This is a genomic window from Acinetobacter sp. 1207_04, from assembly GCF_052850415.1.
The window spans coordinates 16,652-42,117 of the sequence record NZ_VXCQ01000004.1 but is presented as its reverse complement, the minus strand read 5'-3'; the positions used below and the strand labels follow the sequence as shown (position 1 = coordinate 42,117).

General features: G+C 38.7%; 20 protein-coding genes. 15 read left to right on the top strand and 5 right to left on the bottom strand.

Annotated features, from left to right (window positions below; translation table 11 throughout):
* Positions 1-68: 68 nt before the first annotated feature.
* The 3 genes from FW754_RS04665 to FW754_RS04655 all read left to right on the top strand — a co-directional run bounded on the left by FW754_RS04665 (position 69) and on the right by FW754_RS04655 (position 3,685).
* Positions 69-1,025 carry a metal-dependent hydrolase gene (locus FW754_RS04665; RefSeq protein ID WP_419348172.1) on the top strand — a complete coding sequence of 319 codons (957 nt, stop codon included), beginning with the start codon at positions 69-71 and terminating at the stop codon, positions 1,023-1,025.
* Positions 1,026-1,052: 27 nt separating this feature from the next.
* Positions 1,053-1,898 carry an SDR family NAD(P)-dependent oxidoreductase gene (locus FW754_RS04660; RefSeq protein WP_446324004.1) on the top strand — a complete coding sequence of 282 codons (846 nt, stop codon included), beginning with the start codon at positions 1,053-1,055 and terminating at the stop codon, positions 1,896-1,898.
* Between the two features lie 92 nt (positions 1,899-1,990).
* Positions 1,991-3,685, top strand: a complete 1,695-nt coding sequence (locus FW754_RS04655; RefSeq protein ID WP_446324003.1) for a flavin-containing monooxygenase — start codon at positions 1,991-1,993, stop codon at positions 3,683-3,685.
* A 64-nt stretch (positions 3,686-3,749) separates the two neighbouring features.
* Here FW754_RS04655 and FW754_RS04650 read toward each other — a convergent pair whose 3' ends face one another.
* Positions 3,750-4,358: a DUF2306 domain-containing protein gene (locus FW754_RS04650; protein ID WP_409512086.1), complete on the bottom strand. Its 609-nt coding sequence runs from the start codon at positions 4,356-4,358 to the stop codon at positions 3,750-3,752.
* 166 nt (positions 4,359-4,524) lie between these two features.
* Here FW754_RS04650 and FW754_RS04645 point away from each other — a divergent pair, with 166 nt between their 5' ends.
* Positions 4,525-5,163: a YARHG domain-containing protein gene (locus FW754_RS04645; RefSeq protein ID WP_446324079.1), complete on the top strand. Its 639-nt coding sequence runs from the start codon at positions 4,525-4,527 to the stop codon at positions 5,161-5,163.
* A 51-nt stretch (positions 5,164-5,214) separates the two neighbouring features.
* The gene (locus FW754_RS04640) at positions 5,215-5,865 is read left to right on the top strand and encodes a hypothetical protein (RefSeq protein ID WP_446324002.1); all 651 of its coding nucleotides are present in this window, start codon (positions 5,215-5,217) and stop codon (positions 5,863-5,865) included.
* 77 nt (positions 5,866-5,942) lie between these two features.
* On the opposite strand, the gene FW754_RS04635 is transcribed toward FW754_RS04640, so the two are convergent.
* Both FW754_RS04635 and gltA read right to left on the bottom strand, forming a co-directional pair.
* Positions 5,943-7,745, bottom strand: a complete 1,803-nt coding sequence (locus FW754_RS04635) for an aminopeptidase P family protein (protein WP_446324001.1) — start codon at positions 7,743-7,745, stop codon at positions 5,943-5,945.
* 97 nt (positions 7,746-7,842) lie between these two features.
* Positions 7,843-9,117, bottom strand: coding sequence for a citrate synthase (gene gltA, locus FW754_RS04630; protein ID WP_409512089.1), 1,275 nt, complete (start codon positions 9,115-9,117; stop codon positions 7,843-7,845).
* Positions 9,118-10,205: 1,088 nt separating this feature from the next.
* On the opposite strand from gltA, the gene sdhC reads away from it, so the two are divergent.
* The 9 genes from sdhC to sucD all read left to right on the top strand — a co-directional run bounded on the left by sdhC (position 10,206) and on the right by sucD (position 21,984).
* The gene (gene sdhC, locus FW754_RS04625; protein WP_409512090.1) at positions 10,206-10,595 is read left to right on the top strand and encodes a succinate dehydrogenase, cytochrome b556 subunit; all 390 of its coding nucleotides are present in this window, start codon (positions 10,206-10,208) and stop codon (positions 10,593-10,595) included.
* Positions 10,595-10,960: a succinate dehydrogenase, hydrophobic membrane anchor protein gene (sdhD, locus tag FW754_RS04620; protein WP_409512091.1), complete on the top strand. Its 366-nt coding sequence runs from the start codon at positions 10,595-10,597 to the stop codon at positions 10,958-10,960. The genes sdhC and sdhD overlap by 1 nt, the downstream gene beginning before the upstream one ends.
* Before the next feature lie 12 nt (positions 10,961-10,972).
* Complete coding sequence (gene sdhA, locus FW754_RS04615) at positions 10,973-12,871, top strand: succinate dehydrogenase flavoprotein subunit (RefSeq protein ID WP_409512092.1); 1,899 nt, start codon at positions 10,973-10,975, stop codon at positions 12,869-12,871.
* Positions 12,872-12,885: 14 nt separating this feature from the next.
* Positions 12,886-13,596, top strand: coding sequence for a succinate dehydrogenase iron-sulfur subunit (locus FW754_RS04610; protein ID WP_409512093.1), 711 nt, complete (start codon positions 12,886-12,888; stop codon positions 13,594-13,596).
* 564 nt (positions 13,597-14,160) lie between these two features.
* On the top strand, positions 14,161-16,998 hold the full coding sequence (locus FW754_RS04605) for a 2-oxoglutarate dehydrogenase E1 component (protein WP_409512094.1): 2,838 nt from the start codon (positions 14,161-14,163) through the stop codon (positions 16,996-16,998).
* Complete coding sequence (odhB, locus tag FW754_RS04600) at positions 16,998-18,212, top strand: 2-oxoglutarate dehydrogenase complex dihydrolipoyllysine-residue succinyltransferase (protein ID WP_446324000.1); 1,215 nt, start codon at positions 16,998-17,000, stop codon at positions 18,210-18,212. The genes FW754_RS04605 and odhB overlap by 1 nt, the downstream gene beginning before the upstream one ends.
* Before the next feature lie 99 nt (positions 18,213-18,311).
* On the top strand, positions 18,312-19,745 hold the full coding sequence (lpdA, locus tag FW754_RS04595; protein ID WP_409512096.1) for a dihydrolipoyl dehydrogenase: 1,434 nt from the start codon (positions 18,312-18,314) through the stop codon (positions 19,743-19,745).
* 169 nt (positions 19,746-19,914) lie between these two features.
* Positions 19,915-21,081, top strand: coding sequence for an ADP-forming succinate--CoA ligase subunit beta (gene sucC / locus FW754_RS04590; protein WP_446323999.1), 1,167 nt, complete (start codon positions 19,915-19,917; stop codon positions 21,079-21,081).
* 12 nt (positions 21,082-21,093) lie between these two features.
* Positions 21,094-21,984: a succinate--CoA ligase subunit alpha gene (gene sucD / locus FW754_RS04585; protein WP_446323998.1), complete on the top strand. Its 891-nt coding sequence runs from the start codon at positions 21,094-21,096 to the stop codon at positions 21,982-21,984.
* A gap of 93 nt (positions 21,985-22,077) precedes the next feature.
* On the opposite strand, the gene rsmD is transcribed toward sucD, so the two are convergent.
* Positions 22,078-22,626, bottom strand: a complete 549-nt coding sequence (gene rsmD / locus FW754_RS04580) for a 16S rRNA (guanine(966)-N(2))-methyltransferase RsmD (protein ID WP_409512099.1) — start codon at positions 22,624-22,626, stop codon at positions 22,078-22,080.
* Positions 22,626-24,668, bottom strand: a complete 2,043-nt coding sequence (gene mrdA / locus FW754_RS04575; protein ID WP_409512100.1) for a penicillin-binding protein 2 — start codon at positions 24,666-24,668, stop codon at positions 22,626-22,628. Before mrdA ends, rsmD begins: the two co-directional genes overlap by 1 nt.
* 256 nt (positions 24,669-24,924) lie before the next feature.
* Between mrdA and FW754_RS04570 the strand changes: the two genes are divergently transcribed.
* The gene (locus FW754_RS04570; protein WP_419348197.1) at positions 24,925-25,443 is read left to right on the top strand and encodes a hypothetical protein; all 519 of its coding nucleotides are present in this window, start codon (positions 24,925-24,927) and stop codon (positions 25,441-25,443) included.
* Positions 25,444-25,466 lie beyond the last annotated feature (23 nt).

The window sequence follows — 25,466 nt, the reverse complement described above, 5'->3', positions numbered from 1 at the left end:
GCGATCTATTTGGCTACATTAAAATAGTGAAATGGATTTCCAAATTCAACAAATAAAGAGTATTTGCCATGTTATTTACTAAGCCTATTAAGAAAGCTGTTACTAAAGCTTTTGCTGCAGCACCTTTTAGTTTGGACAAACAATCGCCGATTATTCCAATCCGCCATATGAAGTTTGATTTTGATCCAAAATTGCTTGATCCAAAATTTTATATGAATGCTGAGTTGGCAAGTGCATATTTTGCATCATTGTCTATTTTTTTAACGCGTGGCGAGGACTTGGTCATTGATACAGCACGTTATCACCGTGACTTCATTACCGACCCATTGTTAAAACAACGTGTGACTTCACTGATTGGTCAAGAAGCGATTCATTCCAAAATGCATGAAGAGTTAAATGACGCTTTTTTAGAGCTTGATTTGCCTGTGAAATTATTTCGTTTTCTAGCAGGTTATGTGTTTGAGTATGGCTTTGAGCGTTTACCACAACCGATGAAATTATCGCTTATGGCAGCGATTGAGCATTTTACAGCGGTACTTGCTGAATACATGATGAATCATGAAGAAATATTCTTTCGTTCACAAGATGAAAAGCAACGTGCGATTTGGATGTGGCATATGTTAGAAGAATCTGAGCATAAAGATATTGCTTTTGATGTTTATCAAACCTTGTCAAATAACTATGCATTACGTATTGCTGGATTCTTTCCTGCCTTAATTACAATTTTAATGCTGATTTCTGCCGCATCTATTTTAGTGCCGTTTTATCGTAAACCATCAAATTTGGTCAGTCTAAAATATTGGAAAGAAATTCCATATAACTTCCGTCTGATTTTTGGTTTAAAAGATGGTGTATATGGCAGTACATTGGGGCATATTTTTGATTATTTACGTCCTGATTTTCACCCAAATGATCATGATACAAGTGAATTTTTGGCATATTACAAAGAGAAATTATTGAACCCTGAAACAGGTGTTCTTACGCCATATATGACGAAAGAATTTTATCCTGCACTACGTTCTTAAAATAAAAAAGATGGATGATTAGAAGATATGGGTATTTTTTCAAAAAAGCGTTTACCAAGTCAAAATGCGTATGCTGTTGTAACGGGTGCAGGTAGTGGAATTGGTCGTAGTTTTGCATTAGAACTTGCAAAACGTGGTGGAAGCGTTGTTTGTGCAGACATTAACTTGGATGCTGCGAAAGAAACAGTCAGTTTGATTACGTCACAAACTTCTGGAAAGGCATTTGCTGTGCAATGTGATGTGACTGATAAAGCTCAAGTTCAAGCTTTATCTGAGCACGCCGAAGAGTTATTGAAACATTCCGTTAGTTTAATTATTAACAATGCGGGAGTTGGCTTGGGTGGTAAGTTTGATGAAGTTTCTCTTGAAGATTGGCAATGGTGTGTAAACATCAATCTTTGGGGTGTTATTTATGGTTGTCACTACTTTGTACCAAAGTTTAAAAAGCAAGGTTATGGTGCAATTATTAACGTTGCTTCGGCAGCAGGTTATACCGCTGCGCCTGAAATGACGGCTTATAATGTGACCAAATCTAGCGTATTGGCGCTGTCCGAAACACTGTCTGCGGAACTGCGTAAAGATAAAATTAGTGTCAATGTACTTTGTCCAACACTTGTACCAACCAATATTATGAAAAATGGTCGCCTACCAAAGCAATATGCAGGTTTAGCAGATGATTTACTAATGAATCATGCTTTTACAACGAGTGATCAAGTTGTAATTAAAACTTTGAATAATTTGGATGCAGGCAAGCTTTACACCATTCCACAACCTGATGCAAAACTGTTCTGGCTGTTGAAACGTGCTTCGCCAAGTTTGTATGCAAAAGCATTGGGTGTGGGATATCCTGTGTTTAATAAGTATTTTAAATAAGACATTGAATAATGGCACGAATATTTAAATAACGTCATTATTTAAAACAACCACAAAAGTATTTTGTACGAATAGAATATGAGTAAAAAAGCATGAGCAATGAAGCGACACAAGATGTATTGTTGGCAGAGAACACGACAGATAAACCAAAACCAACACGGAAAAAGACCATAGAAAAAGCGACTGAAGCTGTCGTAGCAAAATCAGAAGTAAAAGTTGAGCCAAAAGCTGAAAAGTCAGTAGAAGCGATAGCGAAAACTGTACAAAAAGCTGAAACGACACAAAAATCTGAAGTTACAACTGAAAAAGTACCTGTGACTAAAACTGAAAAACCTGTTCATGTGTATGACACCATTGTTATTGGTGCGGGGATTTCGGGTATTGCTGCTACCTATAAAATGAATCAGGCAGGGTATCACGATTATATTGTGCTGGAAAAAGCAAGTCGCGTTGGTGGTACATGGCGTGATAATAATTATCCAGGTTGTGGCTGTGATGTTCCTTCTGCGGTTTATTCATTTTCTTTTTCACCAAGCCACAAGTGGAGCCACTTATTTGCCAAGCAACCTGAAATTTTAGATTATTTAGAAGAGGTTGTAGCGAAATTTAATTTGGGTGGAAAAATCGAATTTAATAATGAGTTGCTAAGTGCAAAGTGGGATAAAGCCAATCACATTTGGAATCTAGAAACCTCAAAAGGTCTATATCAAGCAAAAACTGTCGTGTTTACGACAGGTCCAATTACAGAACCATCGATGCCAAAAATTAAAGGTATTGAGTCCTTTAAGGGGGAAATGTTCCATTCTGCGCGCTGGAATCATGACGCTGACCTGAAGGGCAAGCGTATTGCTGTGATTGGTACGGGTGCATCTGCAATTCAGTTTATTCCTCAAGTTCAGCCTTTGGCAAAAGAATTAATTGTATTTCAACGTACTGCTCCTTGGGTGTTGCCAAAAGCAGATATGGACTTGAGTCACAAAGCGAAAGGTTTAATTGGAAAATATCCTGTTATTCAGGAAACATGGCGTAAAAGTATTGTCCAAATTTTAAATGGTGTTAACTTTGGCTTGCGTAATCCGAAAATATTAAAACCGATTAATGTGTTGAGTCGTCAGTTGTTACGTTTGCAAATTAAAGATGCAAAATTACGTAAAGACGTTACGCCGAATTTTGATATTGGTTGTAAGCGTCTATTATTCGCAAATAATTATTACCCAACTTTGCAACAAGACAATGTAAAACTTGTGCCACATGGTTTAGTTGAAATAGATGGCAATACCGTCATTTCTGCCAATGGTGAACGCCATGAAGTCGATGTGATTATTCTTGGAACTGGTTTTGAGGTGTCACATCCTCCGATTGGTAAGCGTGTTTATGATGCCGATGGCAAAGTCCTTGCAGACCGTTGGAAAGATACTTCACCTGAGGCATTTTTAGGAGCAAGTCTTGAAAATGTACCTAATGCCTTTTTGGTATTGGGTCCAAATATTTTGGTTTATGATTCATTTATTGGTATTGCAGAAGCACAAATTGATTACATTGTCAGTGGTTTACTGAAAATGCGTGATCAGAAAATCAAACGTTTTGACATTAAAAAAGATGTCATTACAATGCATAATATCAAAGTACAAAAGCATTTGAAGACTACAGTATTTAATGCGGGTGGTTGCAAGTCTTATTATTTAGATCAGAATGGTCGTAACTTTGCTGCTTGGCCATGGTCTTTGCAAGAGTTGAAAAATCAACTGAAAGATCTAGATTTAAATAAATACAATGTTGCGTCTTAATATTTGAATGCTATAACTCAACAGTCTAAATTGATGTATAAAAACCTGAATTTATTTGGGTTTTTTATATGCTGATATTTGGTGTTGAATGGCGCATTTTTGAATGGTGCAGTTTCCAAATAATAATTTCTGCAAGACATAAATTAATTACCCAACCTAGCCATGATTCAAGCTGGTAAATGTGAATCGGTGTTAGCCATTCAAAATAGGGTTGCAGTTCATAGAGAAGCATTTTCCATGATCTTAAACTTAAGGCTGAAAGACTTAACGCAAAGCTACGGATCATCCAATCACGGTGTAAAATCCATTTTTCTTTCAATGCAAAATAGAGCGCCGATACGGTTGAAATTCCCCACAAAACACTGAGTAAAACAAAACTAATTTGTGTGCTTAAACCGCCTGCTGCTGAAAGAGCAAGGATAAATCCACTAGGTAGGGCAAAAGCTAAAATAGTGATGATATAAAGCCAACCACTGCTACGATGTAGTCTAGGAAATTTAGTTCGAAAAATACGGAAAAATTGTGTAAATCCTGCAATTAAGATAAAACTACTAGTAATAACATGGATTTTAAATGCAAATTGCCAAGGTTGAGTATTGACCACATCCTGTTTTAATAAAAGAAAATTTTGATCATCTTGCCACGGAAAGTATTGTAGACAGATCATTGCCATGAGATAACACAGATAAATATAGAGCAATAAAATCACAATTGTGAAATAAAACTTGGCTATTTTTTTTGTTATTTTAAACATAGTCTTTAGGTTTTATCATTTGTTAATGAAATCATTACAGGAAATTATAATGAAGAAAAAATATCAAATCTATGCTTTATCTTGTATGACCTTGTTGTTTTCGAGTATGGCGACTGCGGAGGATATTAAGCAGTTTCAGCGCTCTTGGACAGGTTTATACGATGAGCGGAAAATATCTGTTTTTATTCAGTCTATTGATCAAAAACAAGTGAAAGGTTATAGCTTGCTTGGTGCAAATAAACAAAATTTTAGTGGTGCAGTCAAGGCAACGCCAAAAGGTTATAAAGTCACAGCAGTTGAAAGTGGCGCTAAAAATAGTAGTGGTACTTTTATTTTTACATTAAACAATCAGCAACCAAATTTGATTGATGTCAGTTGGGAGTCTGCGACAGGACAAGTGAAGCCAAAATATTTTGATTTAAAGCCACAACAATGTCGTTATCAAAAAAATGAAGGGGATTATCCTGAAGCATCTCAACGATTATTGAAAGATGCTGATTTACAGATGTCACCTGAGGCTTTGGACTACATGCGAAATGAAATCTATGCCCGTCATGGTTATTCTTTTACCAATAAAGAATGGGCGCAGTCTTTTGCACATTTAGAATGGTATATGCCCTGTAGTACCAATGTTGATGCTCAATTGACGAGTATTGAAAAGACCAATATTGATCGTATAAAGAAAATTCAACCGTATATGTCAAAAATGGAGTGGGGGCGTTAAGTCTTTTATCATTGACTTAACGTAGATTTAACTCAAAATTGAGCATGTAGAATGAAAATTTTATCTAAATTATTAATGTTAAGTGTTTTATTCACATTTCCTATTTCAAGCGGTTTTGCTTCTGTCCCTAAAGTTCAAGAGATTATTGATCAATTGATCAATTTAGATGATTCACAGGCGACACCTTCAAAAGCCATTTTGGTTGATCATACACAAGCTGTAACTTTACGTTCAGGTGAGCATGCTTATTTGTCAGGTGTTTCTTTTGAAAATGCAGGACGTAATTTTTGGGCAGGCTATATTATAACAAGACCGACATTAAAACAGTCAAAAATTTTGGCTGATTTCGGTGGTCAATCGAATACCTTTAAAGTTTATTCCGCATTGAGTCAAACTCAACCTGTGCAATTGGTTGAAATAGAATCGGCAGGTTCAGGGCAAGGTATATTGAGTAGTACTTTGGATTTGGTTTATTTTGATGGATGGAATGCAAAAGTAATTGCTACAGTAAATTCTAATGATGATCCCGGTCGTTATAACGAACAACTCGGTGAGGAGGATTGTCGAACGGGTGAAATTATTGAAGGAAAAATTGATGTTTCATTGGTGCGTAAAGAAGTAATTAAGACTGTTCAATCATCCAATGCATGTAAAAATGCTAAAAAGACAACGAAGATCGAAAAAATTAAAATTTTGATGTAATCGTTTTATAGATATTTGATCCATAAAAAGCACTTCATTTTATAGCGAAGTGCTTTTTATGTTTTATAGGAACGGGATTAAATCGCTTGAGTATTTTCAATTAACCAATTAAGCACTTTACCTTGTAGATGAGGAGCTAATCGTTCACGAACAGTTTGATGATATTCATTCAACCAAGTTATCTCGCTTTCAGTCATCAACTCTAAAGCAATACAGCTTTGATTGATCGGGCAAAGGGTCAAAGTTTCAAATTCTAAAAATTCTCCATAGGTTGAATCTGTAAACTTTTTAGTTTGATTGACCACTAAGTTTTCAATTCGGATACCATATTTTCCTTCGTGATATAAGCCTGGCTCATTGGATGTGATCATACCTTCACGCATTTTTGTTTGTGGTAGGGTGGGTGCATAGTATGAAATAACTTGTGGTCCTTCATGTACATTCAGAGCAAAGCCGACACCGTGACCTGTTCCATGACGATAATCAAGTCCATATTTCCATAAGGTTTGGCGTGTAATGGCATCAAGTAAAGGTGAAGCTATACCTTCAGGGAATACCGTTTGTGCAAGTGCAATATGGCATTTTAAAACAAGGGTATAATCACGTTTTTGCTCGGTGCTTGGCGTACCAATTGGAATAACTCGGGTAATATCTGTTGTCCCATCATGATATTGCGCACCTGAATCAATGAGTAATAAACCATCACCTTGAATTTGACTATAACTGTCTTTAGTCGCACGGTAGTGTGGCAAAGCACCATTGGCATTGAAGCCTGCAATGGTTGAAAAACTTAAACCAATAAAACCAACTTGTTCTGCACGAAAGGCAGTAATTTTTTCATCAATGGTCAGTTCATTGATGGGTTGATTTTGTGTGAGAGCGGTTTCTAACCAATAAAAAAAATGACTCAGCGCAACGCCATCTTTAGTCATAGCATTGCGAATGTGTGTAATTTCAGTAGCATGTTTGCGTGATTTAAATAAAGTACTAGGATTGATATCCTGCACAAGCTGATTATTTTTTTGAATGCTTTGTGTATGTAAAATAGATACTTTCGCAGGATCAATTAAGACATGTTGTTGTGAAAGTTGGCTTAAAAAAAATTCGGTCTGTGTATAAGGTAAAACTGTAATTTGATCTTGTGCTAAAAGTTGGTGTAGTTCCTTGGAGAGTTTTATATCATCAATAAAAAGAACCGTACGTGATGTATCTATAAATAAATGTGCAAGAAAAACAGGATTATATTCTACATCTTGTCCACGACAGTTGAGAATCCACGCAATATCATCAAGTGCTGAAATGAAGTGCGCTGATACATTTTTTGTATTTAATGTTGAGCGAATGAGCGATAGTTTTTCTAAACGTGTTTGTGCATTTAAGCCATTCGCCATTTGCCAAACTACTTCTTGGGGTAAAGCAGGTCGGTCTGTCCAAATTTCATTGATGATGTCAAAAGGGGTTTGAATTGTAAATTGGTGTTGTTGAGCAATTTGATTGAGTGCTTCAAATTGTTGTACAGAAAGCGTTTGTCCATTGACTGAAATCGTGGCATGTAGAGGCAGGTTTTGAGCGAGCCAAGCTAGATGTGTCGATGCTGGCTCAGTGGTTTGTTTTTGTAAAACAAAGCCTGTATTCTCAAGTTGTTGCTCTGCTTGCACCCAATAACGACCATCGACCCAAAGCCCTGCAAAATTTTGCGTGACCACCACTATGCCTACCGAGCCAGTGAAACCTGTGAGCCACAGTCGAACTTGCCAATACTCAGGTAAATACTCGGACATGTGCGGATCTGCACTCATGGCAATAAAGGCGTCAAGATCGTGCTGTTGCATCTGTGTTCTTAAATCATTCAAACGTTGTTGAGCAATCATCGGATTCATTGTTTTACACTTAATTGTATTTAAATTATATTTTTAACTTAGCATAAAAAAACCACCCAAAAGGGTGGTTTCTTGTTCAGTCTAAACGCGTAACGAATTAACGTTGGATATCGCGTTGAGTTTCACCCGTATAAAGCTGACGAGGACGACCAATTTTGTAAGCTGTGCTGTGCATTTCTAACCAATGGCTGATCCAACCAACAGTACGTGCAAGCGCGAAGATTACAGTAAACATTGCAGTCGGGATACCAATCGCTTTAAGGATGATACCTGAGTAGAAGTCTACGTTAGGGTATAAATTACGTTTGATGAAGTATTCGTCAGAAAGTGCAATGCGTTCAAGTTCCATAGCAAGTTCAAGCTGTGGATCGTTGATACCAAGTGCAGTTAGCACTTCGTCACAAGTTTCTTTCATTACTTTCGCACGTGGATCGAAGTTTTTATAAACTCGGTGACCGAAGCCCATAAGTTTAACTTCTTTAGTTTTTACTTTTTCCATGAAGTCAGCAACGTTTTCTTTCGTGCCGATTTCATCAAGCATTTTAAGAACAGCTTCGTTCGCGCCACCATGAGCAGGTCCCCAAAGTGCAGCAATACCCGCAGCGATACATGCATATGGGTTAGCGCCAGTAGAACCAGCTAAACGTACTGTAGACGTCGATGCATTTTGTTCGTGGTCAGCATGAAGTGTAAAGATACGATCCATTGCTTTAGCAAGAATAGGGTCAACTTTGTAATCGCGATCTGCTGGAGTAGCAAACATCATATACAAGAAGTTTTCTGCGTAGCTTAAGTCGTTACGTGGGTAAACAAACGGTTGACCGATTGTATATTTGTAAGTCCAAGCAGCTAGCGTAGGAATCTTAGCAACCAAGCGGATTGCAGTGATTTCACGGTGATCAACATTTTCAACGTCAAAACCGTTGTGATAGAACGCAGATAATGCACCAACAACACCACACATCACCGCCATTGGGTGAGCATCACGACGGAAACCATTGAAGAAACGGCTAACTTGGTCGTGAACCATAGTGTGGTTACGTACTTTAGCGTCAAATTCAACTTTTTGTTCAGCAGTAGGAAGTTCGCCATTTAAAAGTAAATAGCAAGTTTCTAAATAGTCTGCTTGAGTCGCCAACTGAGCAATCGGGTAGCCACGGTGTAAAAGAACACCTGCGTTGCCATCGATGAATGTGATTTTAGATTCACATGCAGCTGTCGCCATAAAACCAGGATCAAAAGTAAAGTGACCTGCGGCCAACACATCTTTAACGTCGATTACATCTGGGCCCAATGTACCACTGTAAATTGGTAATTCAATTGCTTTGCCATCAAGTTGTAATACGGCTTTTTTGCCAGTTGCTTCAGACATTCAATAGATCTCCTGTCCTGGTGAATGTTTTATCCAATCTGTTTATCATTTTCTAATGCACAGACTGAATGGATCAAAAATTGCTATAAGCTTAGTGAGTACTGAAATTTTGTCAATTATACTTATGGATGAAAAGTAACGATCGCACAGAGGCTTAGTTAAAAAAATCGAAGTAAATTGGATTCAGCATTTTCGCTTCGGTCAGTATAATAAGGTAAATTGAACAAGAGGTGCAGAAAAATAATTACAATAGCGCATAGCTAAATGACAGTTTTTACCAATACTACAGCTTAATTGTAAAATTTTATTCGAAAATAAAAACAGCTAAAACTATATATATTTCATTGCTTACCAATATTATGTAATGACAACAGAATGAAAAATAATCATCCAAGATATTGAAATATTTGTTTTCATTTTAATGCCTATTTGATTAAAAAATAGCAATAATAATTAGAATATTGATTAAAAATAAAACAATAGGTGCGCAAGAAAGAGAGTCCTTAGTATAAATAAAGTACTTGATATTACAAATTTAGTTGTGAATTAGATCAATAATTTTTGCTAAGTGTTTCATTCTAAAATAAAGACTAAAGTTAAATAATGTAAAATTGATATTCGTTATTTTAAAATAAAATAATGGTGCTATATAGTTAAAGAAAATAGTTGCATTTGTTTTAAGCAGTAGAAGCTATATTGATAAGCAATATTAATATTTAAAATATTGATGGACAATGATGTCCGTTATGTTGTGCTTTAGTCTAAATTTAATGCATATTATTTCAAATATTAAATTGATTATTTTATTTCGTGTAATTTGATATAAATTAATAAAAAACAAATAAATAGAGTTGTGTTAAGAATATGATTATAATGTTTGAAAGAGTCGAATTTTGTAAATGATTCTTATTTGATGATTTTTTCACTGAAATGCTAAAGAGCATTGTTTGTATTTTGATAATTCAAGTCTTATAATTCAGTGTCGTTTAAAAGTTCAGGCAAGATCATTTGTCTGACAATATGCTAGCTTTCCTTCGAATTAATTCCAACAAACTCCGGATGGAGTTTTTACTTACAGGATGCCCGCTGTGAAAAGCAACAGACCTGTCAATTTGTCCATGGGTCAAGTTTTAGACGTAAACTTAAAATCCCCTGTGGCTATTGCATCAATTCTACACCGTCTTTCAGGTGTTATCGTATTTTTACTCGTACCGGTACTTTTGTGGCTATTAGACAAGTCTTTGTCTTCTCCAGAAGGTTTTGCGCAAGTTCAGGCAATCTTTGGTGGCTTCATTGTGCGTTTCATCGTATGGGTGTTTGTAGCCGGTTTACTATTCCATTTCATTATGGGTATTAAACACTTGTTTGCTGATCTTGGTTTTGCAGAAGAACTAGAGAGCGGTCGCTTGGCAGCTACTATCGCATTAATCTTGGCTGTGATCGCTGTTATCGCATCATTTGTATGGATTGTTCTCTAATGAAAAGTGCTACAGGTTTAACGGGTTCAGGCTCTCGTGACTGGTATATCCAGCGCGTAAGTGCTGTTGTACTTGCTGTTTATACTGTTGTGATTTTAGGTTGGGTCCTATGCAATAGTGGTTTCGGCTATGAACAGTGGCATGGCTTTATGATGACGACGCCAATGAAGATTTTATCTTTATTGTCAGTCTTATCTCTTGTTGCGCATGCTTGGATTGGTATGTGGCAAGTATTCACTGATTATGTAACGACTCGTTCAATGGGTCCTTCAGCATCAGGCTTACGCCTTGTACTTACTACAGCAGTGATTCTTGCTGTATTTGCATATGCAATTTGGGCGATCCAGATTTTTTGGGCGAATTGATAGGAAATAATCATGGGCGCTATAACCCCTAAAGAAGATTACACAAATATTCCACATGAAACTTTCGATGCAGTCATCGTAGGTGGTGGTGGTTCGGGTATGCGTGCTTCTTACCAACTTGCTCAAGCTGGTTTGAAAGTTGCTGTACTGACTAAAGTATTCCCAACACGTTCTCATACTGTGGCAGCACAGGGTGGTATTGGTGCATCTCTTGGTAATATGCAAGAAGATAATTGGCACTACCATTTCTATGACACGGTTAAAGGTTCAGATTGGTTAGGCGACCAAGACGCGATCGAGTTCATGACGCGTGAAGCACCTCAAGTTGTTTATGAACTTGAACACATGGGTATGCCATTTGACCGTAATGCTGATGGTACAATTTATCAGCGTCCTTTCGGTGGTCATGCTGCTAACTATGGTGAAAAGCCAGTTCCGCGTGCATGTGCTGCTGCTGACCGTACAGGTCACGCACTTCTTCATACGCTTTATCAAAGCAACGTGAAAATGGGTACACAATTCTTCGTAGAATGGATCGCTCTTGATCTTATTCGTAACGAGGCAGGCGATGTGCTTGGCGTAACGGCAATCGACCAAGAAACGGGTAAAATTGCAGTATTCCAAGGTAAAGCAACATTGTTTGCAACTGGTGGCGCGGGTCGTGTTTACCGTGCATCAACCAATGCGTATATCAATACGGGTGATGGTCTTGGTATGGCCGCTCGTGCAGGTATTCCATTACAAGATATGGAATTCTGGCAGTTCCACCCAACAGGTGTGGCAGGTTCAGGCGTATTGTTGACAGAAGGCTGTCGTGGCGAAGGCGCAATCCTTCGTAACAAAGATGGCGAACCGTTTATGGAACGCTATGCACCTACGTTAAAAGATTTGGCACCACGTGACTTCGTATCTCGTTCAATGGACCAAGAAATCAAAGAAGGTCGTGGTTGTGGTCCTAAAGGTGATTATATCTTACTTGATATGACTCACTTGGGTGCTGATACGATTATGAAACGTCTTCCATCTGTATTTGAGATTGGTAAGAAATTCGCAAACGTAGATATTACGAAAGTGGCTATTCCTGTGGTACCAACAATCCATTATCAAATGGGTGGTATTCCAACGAATATTCATGGTCAGGTTGTGCTTCCTGAAGGTGCTGAAACTCAAGCATTTGATGCAAATTACAATAAAGAAACAGGCGTGTATTCACACAATGGTGGCGAACGTAACTTCGTTAAACCTGTAAAAGGTTTCTATGCAATTGGTGAATGTTCTTGTGTATCTGTACATGGTGCAAACCGTTTAGGTACAAACTCACTCCTTGATTTGGTTGTATTTGGTAAAGCTGCTGGTGAACACATCATCGATTACGTGACTAAACACCACGGTGATGAATACACACCACTGCCAACAACTGTTCTTGAGAACACTATGAAACGTATTGCTCATCTTGATGACTCTACTTCAGGTGAAAATGCACAAGAAGTTGCTGATGCAATTCGTGATATCGTTCAAGATCATGCAGGTGTATTCCGTACTCAAGCATTACTTGACGAGGGTGTGAAGCAAATTCTTGCGATCGAACCGCGTGTACGTAACATTCACTTAAAAGACAAATCTAAAGTATTCAATACTGCACGTATTGAAGCATTAGAAGTTGAAAATATTTACGAAGTGGCGAAAGCAACGTTGATTTCAGCTGCTGCTCGTAAAGAATGTCGTGGTGCACATACGGTTGTAGATTACGAATTGTCTCCAGATCATGCAGATTATCCATATGGTCGCCGTGATGATGAGTGGATGAAGCATACATTGTGGTTCTCTTCTGATAATCATTTAGAGTACAAGCCTGTACGCTATAAGCCATTAAAAGTTGATCCAATTCCACCTAAACCACGTACATTCTAATTGGGAGAAATAAGATGAGTAGAGGTACACGTACATTCGAAATCTACCGCTATGATCCTGATAAGGATAAAGCACCGTACATGCAAACTTTTAAACTTGAATTGACTGATAAGCACCGTATGTTGCTTGATGCACTTCTTGCTTTAAAAGTGGAAGACGAATCTTTGACTTTCCGTCGTTCATGCCGTGAAGGAATCTGTGGTTCTGATGGTGTAAATATTAACGGTAAAAATGGTCTTGCTTGTTTAGTGAACTTAAACGATTTACCAGAAAAAATCGTGATTCGTCCACTTCCAGGTTTGCCAGTGGTTAAGGATTTAGTTGTGGATATGAATCAGTTCTACGATCAGTATGACAAAATTCAACCATTCCTAATCAATAATCAACCTGCGCCACCTAAAGAGCGTTTACAGTCTCCAGAAGATCGTGAGCATTTAGATGGTTTGTATGAGTGTATTCTTTGTGCATGTTGTTCAACATCATGTCCATCATTCTGGTGGAATCCTGATAAATTCTTAGGTCCATCTGCATTGTTAAATGCATACCGTTTTATTATCGATTCACGTGATACAGCAACTCAAGATCGTTTATCTCGTCTTGACGACCCGTTCTCGTTGTTCCGTTGTAAAGGTATTATGAACTGTGTATCAGTTTGCCCTAAAGGTCTAAACCCAACAAAAGCGATCGGTCACATCCGTAGCATGTTGCTTGATCAAGCAGGTTAATATCTGAGAAGGGGCGCACGCCGAAAAGGTGTGCGCCCTTTTTTTATATGTAATTTTATTGGTTTTTTCAAGATCAGACTTGAAAGTTGAAGAAATGACGTCATATGCTAAACTATATTTTGGTACATGTATTTCGCTGTGTTATAGGTGGTATGTGTCAAAAAAATCAATTCAACATGGAGTTCATGTTAGCATTTAACAAATTGCTCTATTTATCAAAATCGAACGGGAAAAATGTACATTTTATCAACACATAAAGTCATTTGAAGCGTTTATAAATAGTTTTATAGTTGTTTTAGAAAAGTTAAATCGACGATTTTATTTTTCTAAGCCGATTTGCAAAAAAAATTGCTCGATTTAATCGAGTATGGAAAATGAGTGATGATGCCAATGAAGGCGTTATGATTCATTGAATGCATTGAAAAGTTTCAATGCATAAAATTCTTTTTGATGATTGAAATCAAAAAGGGTGAATGTCAATTTACCAATTTGGCATGATCAATCATGGGTGTGCTTAAAAAGAGCATCCTGTAATGTTTTTGCAATAGGAAAATGGGTCCACAAATGCAAGAAGTTGCTGACGCATTGCGTCTTGACACTGAACTTTCAGCTGATAGTGCAGCGTATATTGAAGAGCTTTACGAACAATATCTAGCTTCTCCAACATCTGTTGGTGATGACTGGAGAGAATACTTTGATAAATTTCCAAAAGGTGATCAGCCTCACGGAAATATCCGTGAACAGTTCTTATTATTAGGTCGAAATTCAAATCGTGTTCAACCTGTTGTTCAGAGCGAAGTCAGTACTGAACATGAACGTCGTCAGATTGGTGTTTTGCAACTTATTGCGGCTTATCGTAACCGTGGGCATCAAAAAGCAAAACTTGATCCATTAGGTCTTGCGAAACGTGAAGATGTACCTGATCTTGATCTTGCAACACACGGTTTAACTAAATCTGATCTTGATACTGTATTTAATGCAGGTAATCTTGCGATTGGTAAAGCTGAAGCAACTTTAGGTGAAATGGTTAACGCAATGGAGGCAACATATTGTGCTTCTGTTGGTGTTGAGTATATGCATATTGTTGATACTAAAGAAAAACGTTGGATTCAGCAGCGCTTAGAAAGTGCACGTGGTCAATTTGGTTTTTCAGCAGATCAGAAAAAGCATGTACTTGAACGTTTGACTGCTGCTGAAGGTCTTGAAAAATTCCTTGGTAATAAATACGTTGGTGCAAAACGCTTTGGTGTGGAAGGTGGTGAATCTTTCATTCCTATGGTGAATGAACTAATTCAACGTGCAGGTTCTGTAGGTTGTAAAGAAGTTGTGATTGGGATGCCACACCGTGGTCGTCTAAACCTTCTTGTTAATATTATGGGTAAAAACCCAGCAGATCTTTTTGGTGAATTTGAAGGTAAATCAATTCATAAAAAAGGTTCTGGTGACGTTAAGTACCATCAAGGTTTCTCATCTAACGTGATGACTCCAGGTGGCGAAGTTCACTTGGCATTGGCATTTAATCCATCGCATCTTGAAATCGTTGGACCTGTTGTAGAAGGTTCGGTACGCGCACGTCAAGTACGTCGTAAAGATATTGGTGGTGATGACGTATTGCCAGTCATCGTTCATGGTGATGCAGCATTTGCAGGTCAAGGCGTAAACCAAGAAACATTCCAGATGTCACAGACTCGTGGTTACACAGTCGGTGGTACAGTTCATATTGTTGTGAACAACCAAGTTGGTTTTACAACATCTGATCCACGTGATGCACGCTCTACAGAATACTGTACTGACATTGCAAAAATGATTCAGGCGCCAATTTTCCATGTGAATGGCGATGATCCTGAATCTGTATTGTTTGTTGCTCAACTTGCACATGATTTCCGTCATACATTCCGTAAAGACGTTGTGATTGACATGTTCTGCTACCGTCGTCGTGGTCACAACGAAGCTGATGAACCTGCTGCAACACAGCCAATGATGTATCAAGTCATCAGTAAAAAAGCGACTACACGTACATTATATGCAGACCAATTGGTTCAGCAAAATGTACTTGATCGTGCTGCTGCTGATGCAATGGTTGAGCAATACCGTGAAGACCTTGAAGCAGGTCGTCATGTTGCCAATGCACTTGTTCTTGAACCAAACGAAAAAATGTTTGTCGATTGGACACCATATTTGGGTCATGAATATACAGACAAATGGGATACAACATTCCCAATCGAACGCTTAAAAGAACTTGGTCGTAAAATGCGTGAGTTGCCTGAAGGCTTCGTGATGCAACGTCAGGTTTCTAAAGTAATTGATGACCGTCTGAAAATGCAGACAGGCGAAATGCCATTAAACTGGGGTGCTGCAGAAGTTTTAGCTTATGCATCAATTCTTGATGATGGTTACTTGGTTCGTTTAACAGGTGAAGACGTAGGTCGTGGTACATTCTCACACCGTCATGCGAAACTTCATAACCAAGCAGATGGTTCAGTTTATATTCCATTATGTAACTTGAAAGAAAACCAACCACGTACTGCAATTTATGACTCCTTGTTGTCAGAAATGGCAGTATTGGCATTTGAATATGGTTATGCGACTACATTGCCAAAAAGCTTGGTAATTTGGGAAGCTCAGTTCGGTGACTTTGCAAACTGTGCACAGGTTGTGATCGATCAGTTCATTTCATCAGGTGAAACGAAGTGGGAACGTGTGTGTGGTTTAACACTTCTTCTTCCACATGGTTTTGAAGGTCAAGGTCCAGAGCATTCATCTGCACGTCTTGAGCGTTTCCTTCAGTTGTGTGCTGAAGAAAACATGCAAGTGATCACGCCGACTACACCTGCACAGATTTATCATGCAATGCGTCGTCAAGCACTTCGTCCAATTCGTAAACCAATGATCGTGACTTCACCGAAGTCATTGCTTCGTCACAAGCTTGCGACATCAACTTTAGATGAACTTGCAAATGGTACATTCCAAACTGTGATTGATGAAGTGGATCAAATCAATAAAGCAGACGTAACTCGTCTTGTACTTTGTGGTGGTAAGGTTTATTACGATTTACTTGAAAAACGTCGTGAGCAAAATCTTAACATTGCAATTGTACGTGTTGAACAATTGTACCCGTACCCAGAACAACGTCTTGCGGAAGTTCTTGAATCTTATCCAAACATCAAAGAGTTGGTATGGTGTCAAGAAGAGCCGAAGAATCAAGGCGCATGGTTATTCATTGCTCCTCGTTTATATGAAGGCGTAATGGCTTCTGGTCAACATATTAAAATTAGCTATGCAGGTCGTGAAGCTTCTGCTGCACCTGCATGTGGCTCACCTTACTTGCATGCAAAACAACAAGCTCAGCTGGTACAAGACGCATTAGCGATCGTAGCTGATCAATCAGGAGAATCTAAATAATGGCAACCGAAATTAAAGCACCGGTATTTCCAGAATCAGTTGCTGACGGAACAATTGCAACTTGGCACAAACAACCGGGTGAAGCTGTTGCACGTGACGAAGTGATCTGCGATATCGAAACAGATAAAGTTGTTTTGGAAGTTGTTGCTCCTGCTGACGGTACAATCTCTGTCATTATTAAAAATGAAGGCGATACTGTTTTATCAAGCGAAGTGATTGCTCAATTTGAAGAAGGTGCTGTTTCTGGCGCAGCTGCAACTGAAGCAGTTCAATCTGAAGCGCAAGTTGAACAAGCTGCTGCTGTAACAGAGGCGGGTGCTGCACCTGTGGTTGAGCGTACTCAAGTTGCTGATCAAGCACCTGCTGTACGTAAAGCATTGTCTGAAACAGGTATTGCTGCATCTGATGTTGATGGTACTGGTCGTGGTGGTCGTATCACGAAAGAAGACGTTGCAAATCATCAAACTAAACCAGCAGCTGTTGCTACAACACCATTAAGTGTTGCTGTAGGCGAACGTATCGAAAAACGTGTTCCTATGACTCGTCTTCGTAAACGTGTTGCTGAACGTCTTCTTGCTGCTACGCAAAACACAGCAATGTTGACAACGTTCAACGAAGTGAACATGAAACCTATCATGGACATGCGTGCGCAGTTTAAAGATGCATTTGAGAAGCGTCATGGTGCGCGTCTTGGCTTCATGTCATTCTTCGTTAAAGCTGCAACTGAAGCACTTAAGCGTTACCCAGCTGTAAACGCTTCAATTGATGGTGAAGATATCGTTTATCACGGTTTCTATGACATCGGTGTGGCTGTTTCTTCTGAGCGTGGCTTGGTTGTTCCTGTACTTCGTGATACTGATCGCATGAACTATGCTGAAGTTGAAAACGGTATCCGTGCATATGCTGCTAAAGCGCGTGACGGTAAGTTAGGCATCGAAGATATGACTGGTGGTACATTCACCATCACTAATGGTGGTACTTTCGGTTCATTGCTTTCAACACCTATTTTAAACACGCCACAAACTGCGATTTTGGGTATGCATAAAATCCAAGAACGTCCAATGGCTGTAAATGGTCAAGTTGAAATTTTGCCAATGATGTACTTGGCATTGTCTTATGATCACCGTTTAATCGATGGTAAAGAAGCTGTAGGTTTCCTTGTAGCAATCAAAGAATTGTTAGAAGAGCCTGCTCGTCTTATCCTTGATCTTTAATTTATTCAGCATAAATCTCCCCTAACCCCTCTTTATCAAAGAGGGGAATCTGCCCCCTTTATCAAAGGGGGATTTAAGGGGGATTGTTTGGAGATACAAATGTCTCAATTTGATTTAGTTGTAATTGGTGGTGGACCAGGTGGTTATGAAGCAGCCATTCGTGCGGCTCAGCTTGGTTTTAAAGTTGCGTGTATTGAAAAACGTGTACATAAAGGTAAGCCATCTTTAGGTGGTACATGCTTAAACGTGGGTTGTATTCCGTCTAAAGCATTGCTTGATTCTTCTCACCGTTATGAAGATACAGTTCATCACCTTGATGATCATGGTATTACAACAGGTGAAGTGAAGTTTGATCTTGCAAAAATCATTGCACGTAAAGATAAAGTTGTAGATCAATTGACTGGTGGTGTTGCTCAATTACTTAAAGGTAATGGGATTGAGTGGCTACAAGGTACGGGTAAATTACTTGCAGGTAAAAAAGTAGAATTCACTCCACTTGATGAAGGTGCTGTACAAGTTCTAGAACCTAAGTATGTAATTCTTGCATCAGGTTCGATTCCTGTAAATATTCCTGTAGCTTCAGTTGATGAAGATTTAATAGTTGATTCTACGGGTGCTTTAGAGTTCCTTGAAGTACCTAAACGCCTTGGTGTGATTGGTGCAGGTGTAATTGGTCTTGAACTTGGTTCGGTATGGCGTCGTCTTGGTTCTGAAGTTGTTGTATTTGAAGCAACAGATTCATTCTTACCAATGGCTGACAAAGCACTTGCAAAAGAATATCAAAAAATCTTGACTAAACAAGGTCTTGATATTCGTTTGAATGCAAAAGTTGCAGGTACTGAAATTAACGGTCGTGAAGTGACTGTTCAATTTAACCATGCAGGCGAAGACAAAACTCAAACTTTCGATAAATTGATTGTTTGTGTAGGTCGTAAAGCTTATGCAGAAGGTTTATTGGCAGCAGATTCTGGCATTAAATTGACTGAACGTGGCTTAGTTGATGTGAATGATCAATGCTTAACATCTGTTGAAGGTGTTTATGCGATTGGTGATTTGGTACGTGGTCCAATGCTTGCGCATAAAGCAATGGAAGAAGGCGTAATGGCAGTTGAGCGTATTCACGGTCATGCTGCGCAAGTAAACTATGACACAATCATTTCAGTGATCTATACACATCCTGAAGCGGCTTGGGTTGGTTTGACAGAAGAGCAAGCAAAAGAAAAAGGTCATACTGTTAAAACAGGTCAATTCCCATTTGCGGTGAATGGTCGTGCTTTAGCTGCTGGTGAATCTGCAGGTTTTGTAAAATTCGTTGCAGATGAACAGACTGACCGTCTTTTAGGTATGCATGTGATTGGTCCTGGTGCTTCTGATATCGTTCACCAAGGAATGATCGCACTTGAGTTTGTATCTTCTGTAGAAGACTTACAATTAATGACATTTGGTCATCCGACGTATTCTGAAGTGGTTCACGAAGCGGCTCTAGCTGTTGATGGTCGTGCAATTCACGCTATTCAGCGTAAGCGTAAATAAGATAAAAAGAGAGCGGTTTAGGCCGCTCTTTTTTATAATGATGGTTGTAATTATTTGAACAATCATCTAAAAGTATAAGAACTAATTTTAATAATTGTCGTGATTTGGTGTGATGGAAGACCAATGAGTGATGAGTAATAACAACGTGAAAAGTAGTAAAAGGTAAAAAATGAATTTACATGAGTATCAAGCCAAAGCGCTGTTAAAAAAATATGGTATGCCTGTTCAAGAAGGTATTTTGATTAAAACACCTGAAGAAGCTGCTTCTGCATTCAACCAAATTGGTGGCAAATTTGCGGTGATGAAAGCGCAAGTACATGCGGGTGGTCGTGGTAAGGCTGGTGGTGTAAAAGTTGTAAAATCTGCCGATGAAGCCGCTGAATATGCAAAAAATCTATTGGGTACGCGTTTAGTGACGTATCAAACAGATGTTAATGGGCAGCCTGTAAATAGTATTTTGGTCTGTGAAGATGTTTATCCCGTAGAACGTGAGTTGTATTTAGGGGCTGTGGTAGATCGTTCTAGCCGTCGTGTGACCTTTATGGCATCAACTGAAGGTGGCGTGGAAATCGAAAAAGTTGCCGAAGAAACTCCTGAAAAAATTATTAAAGTTGAAGTTGATCCATTAGTTGGTTTACTTCCTTTTCAAGCACGTGATGTAGCATTCCAATTGGGCTTAAAAGACAAACAAATTGCTCAATTTGTGACAATCATGTCAGGTGCATATAAAGCATTTATTGAAAATGATTTTGCATTATTTGAAATTAATCCATTGTCTGTACGTGAAAATGGCGACATTCTTTGTGTCGATGCAAAAGTTGGTATTGATTCTAATGCTCTGTATCGTTTACCTGAAATCGCAGCAATGCGTGATAAGTCACAGGAAAATGAGCGTGAATTGAAAGCCTCTGAATTTGATCTGAACTATGTTGCACTAGAAGGTAATATTGGTTGTATGGTTAATGGTGCTGGTCTTGCAATGGCAACCATGGATATTATTAAATTGTACGGTGGTCAGCCTGCAAACTTTCTTGATGTCGGTGGTGGTGCAACCAAAGAGCGTGTGATTGAAGCATTTAAAATTATTTTGTCTGATACGTCTGTAAAAGGTGTATTGATTAATATTTTTGGTGGAATTGTACGTTGTGACATGATTGCTGAGGCAATTATTGCAGCGATTCAGGAAGTCAATGTAACTGTACCTGTTGTTGTTCGCTTGGAAGGGAATAATGCTGAGCTAGGTGCAAAAATCCTTGATGAATCAGGTTTGAAATTAACTTCTGCGAGTGGTCTATCGGATGCTGCAGAAAAAATCGTTGCTGCGGTAAAAGCTTAAGGGGTATCAATCATGAGCGTATTAATTAATAAAAACACAAAAGTATTGGTACAAGGCTTTACAGGTAAAAATGGTACTTTTCATTCTGAACAAGCTTTAGCTTATGGTACAAAGGTTGTGGGAGGAGTAACACCAGGTAAAGGTGGTCAAAATCATATTGGTTTACCTGTATTTAATACCATGAAAGAAGCTGTACGTGAGACACAAGCAGAAGCTTCGGTGATCTATGTACCAGCACCATTTGTATTGGATTCAATTGTGGAAGCTGTAGATTCTGGTGTGGGTTTAATTGTTGTGATTACTGAAGGTGTACCCACAATTGATATGCTAAAAGCAAAACGTTACCTTGAAACTTACGGTAACGGTGTGCGTCTAGTGGGACCAAATTGTCCAGGTGTGATTACACCAGGTGAATGTAAAATTGGTATTATGCCAGGTCATATTCATCAACCTGGTAAAATTGGGATTATTTCACGTTCTGGTACATTAACTTATGAAGCTGTTGCACAAACAACAAAACTGGGTTTAGGTCAGTCAACGTGTATTGGTATTGGTGGTGATCCAATTCCAGGTATGAATCAAATTGATTGTTTGAAATTGTTCCAAGAAGACCCACAAACAGAAGCAATCATTATGATTGGTGAAATTGGTGGTACTGCAGAAGAAGAAGCGGCAGAGTATATTCAATCAGATGTGACGAAGCCTGTGATTGGTTATATTGCAGGTGTGACTGCGCCGAAAGGTAAGCGTATGGGACATGCGGGTGCAATTATCTCAGGTGGTAAAGGTACTGCCGACGAAAAATTTGCTGCATTTGAAAAAGCAGGTATGGCATATACACGTAGTCCTGCAGAATTGGGCTCAACGATGCTTCAAGTGTTAAAAGAGAAAGGTCTTGCTTAAGCTAAGCCAAGATTAAAAAAAGGAGACCTTATTGGACTCCTTTTTTTATGCTCATTTAAGATGTGTATTTTATTGGGTAAATATACGCTTATTTTAAGCTTGTTTTTGATAAAGCCCTGCACGGACTGCACCTGCTTTGGTTTCTTTCATAAGAACCCAATTGCTCGGTAAAACTAATTTTGATAAATAACAATCTGCTTCAACATAAATATAAGCCTCATTTTTAATGAGAGGATCAGCCTTTTCAGCAAGCTCTTGCCATAAATTTAAACCATAGGGCGGGTCAAGAAAGACTACATCAAACTGAGTATTTAACCCAACTAATGCTTGTTGTGCAGTCATCACTTTGAGTTGGCAGTTTTCTGCTTTGAGTAGACGAATATTGTCTTTTAAAAATTGGGCTTGATTTGAATTGGGTTCAATCATTGTGACGTGCGCTGCACCACGCGATAAAGCTTCAAAACTTAAAGCACCTGAACCGGTACATAAGTCGAGTACTTGTGCATTTTGAATATCCCACATTAACCAATTGAACAGTGTTTCACGAACTCTGTCAGGGGTAGGACGTAATCCGTCAACACTCGCAAAAGGAAGCATACGACGCTTCCATTCACCACCAATAATGCGTAATTGATTTTTCACTATTCAGTTATATCCGCTTGATTTGCTGTATGGTTTGTATTTTGAGAGGGCTGTTGTACAGTATTTTGTGTTGTACTTTGAGCCGGTTTAGACCTATTTACTGTATTTGGATTGGTTGATGTATTTGTTTCATCACTTGCTAATTCACCGGGTTTAATTCCCGCAGTCATTAGACCGCCACTGATTTGATGATTCTGTGGTAAGAGTGGATTTTTCTTACGAGTTAATAACCAATAATCAAAGATAGGGCGGGCAAGTTGTGCGGCTGAGCCACCATGTTTACCATTTTCCCAAATGACAGAAATTGCGATTTCAGGGTTCTCCGCAGGTGCAAAACCAACAAAAAGACCGTGATCGAGCTGACGTTCAGTCAGTAATGATTCATTATAGCGTTTACCTTGCGCAATACTTTTAACCTGTGCTGTTCCTGTCTTTCCTGCAATTTGGTACATAGGTGTACGAATACCACGTCCAGTACCAGATTGAATCACATCGACCATTGCATCACGCATTTTTACCCAGTCAGCATCTGTGCCACTAAAGTTAATTTTCCCTGTAGGCGCATTAATAATTTTGTGTTCTTTTGCGCCTTTGGTTGCACGTAATACATGTGGTGTAACATGTGCACCATGATTGGCTGTAATAGCTGTTGCCATTGCCAGCTGAAGTGGTGTTGCAGTAAATGCACCTTGACCAATACTGACTGAAATCGTTTCACCTTTGAGCCACTTGGTTTTACGAGTACGCATTTTCCATTCTTGGCTCGGATATAAGCCTTCACTTTCACTCGGTAAATCTACGCCTGTTTTAGCACCAAAGCCAAACTGACGCATCCAATCATTCATACGATCGATACCAAGCTGATAAGCAAGAATATAGAAGTAAGTATCACAGGAGATCACAATAGATTTGTGCATGTTGACACTACCATGCCCAGTTTTTTTCCAGTCACGGAACTTGTGTGAATCACCTGGTAAATGGAAATAACCTGGATCTGAAATTGCGGTATTCCAATCTACAGTTTTATAATGAATACCGCCCAAGGCTTCCATTGGTTTAATGGTTGAACCCGGTGGGTAAGAGCCTTGAACAGCACGGTTATATAAAGGCTGATCTAGATTGTCACGTAAAGCGCTATAGTCTGCATGCCCAATACCCGTCACAAAAAGATTTGGGTTAAAACTTGGACTTGAAACTAAGGCTAAAATTTCACCTGTACGTGGGTCAATTGCAACAATTGCACCACGACGTCCTGCGAGTTGTTCTGACGCAATCGACTGTAGACCGTAATCAAGGGAAAGATATAAGTCATTGCCACGAGTAGATTCTTTACGTCCGAGATGACGTAAGATATTACCGTGTGCATCGGCTTCAATGGATTCATACCCTGGAAAACCATGTAGTAGATCTTCATAAGATTTTTCTACGCCAATTTTACCAATCAGATTTGTACCTGCGTAACTGTCTTTATCAATACTTTTTAATTCTTTATCGTTGATACGACCGACATATCCAATGACATGGGCAAATAATTCACCATGTGGATAATAACGTGTCATTTGAGTTTCAATTTCTACCCCTGGAAATTGAAACTTTACCTCACTAAAACGAGCAATATCTTGTTCAGTCAAATTGAGTTTTAGCGTGACACGTTCAGTTTTACGTGATGCTTTTACACGGCTATTAAAACCATCGATATCATCTTCGGTCAAATTGATAATAGGCGTTAAACGCTTTACGGTATCATCCATGTCCTCAATATCTGCTTTACTGAGTGTTGCGGTAAATACAGGATAATTGTCTGCAAGTAAAATCCCATTACGGTCATAAATATAACCTCGCGCAGGGGCAGTCGGTTGCAAACGAATTCGATTTTTATCTGAGGCTTCAGTAAATTCTTGATGATGGAAAACCTGAAGATATGCATAACGTGCCACAAGCAGCAACAAGAAAAAACTCACAATTCCAATAGAGACAAAAACTCGACTGCGGAAAATACGCTTTTCTTGCTGAACATTTTTAAGTGGAAACTGCTGCTTCATACGTGGTCGGCTTATTTAAAACGGATTGATGGGGGATAGGCAAGGCGCAATATTTTACCCTAGAATGTATAGATTAAACGTTAAAAATTGAAAAAAATACAATTGATGACTTGGCTGACTATAGCTTAATTTGACCTTGTAGACAGTAATTTTCCCCTCATCAGTATATGAGCAAAGCAATAATTCTGTTAAAGTCAAAAAATTAAGGATAATTAGATTAGATTTGCCCGGAAAAATAGGGACTATGGAGAAAATAATGAAAAAAATCGTTCCCTTACTCATGTTAATGACAGTAGGAAGTTTGACACATGCGGAGTTTAAGGATTACTTACCTGAACCTAAATTAAAGTCTGAAGGGTATTCTACTTGGAATGCGGGTGCAGGCATGACCATGAAACTTGCCCATTTGAATGGCGAATGGGTCAACCCGTATGGTATTGGGTATGCCAAAGTGGGTGCGTTTATCAATGGTGACCATGAAGTGGGTACACAATTTGGTTTTCGCATGCCTGTAGTACTGACAGGTACAGATTTAAACGGCTATTATCTTGGTGTTTATGCTGGGCATTTGAAGAGTAAGAAAGTCAATGCAAACCGTGATGATACACAGGTTGGTGGTGGCGTTGATCTTTCCTATGTATTATTGAGTAAAGAACGAATCAGTACATTTAGTGTAGGTATTGGTGTGGGAGATGAGTCGAAAAATGGTGATGATATTGTTTTTGAAACTAAGCCACAGATTCAGTTTGCTTATACTTTAAGTGTTGGTTTTTAAATCAGTTCAATGTTTTTAAAATT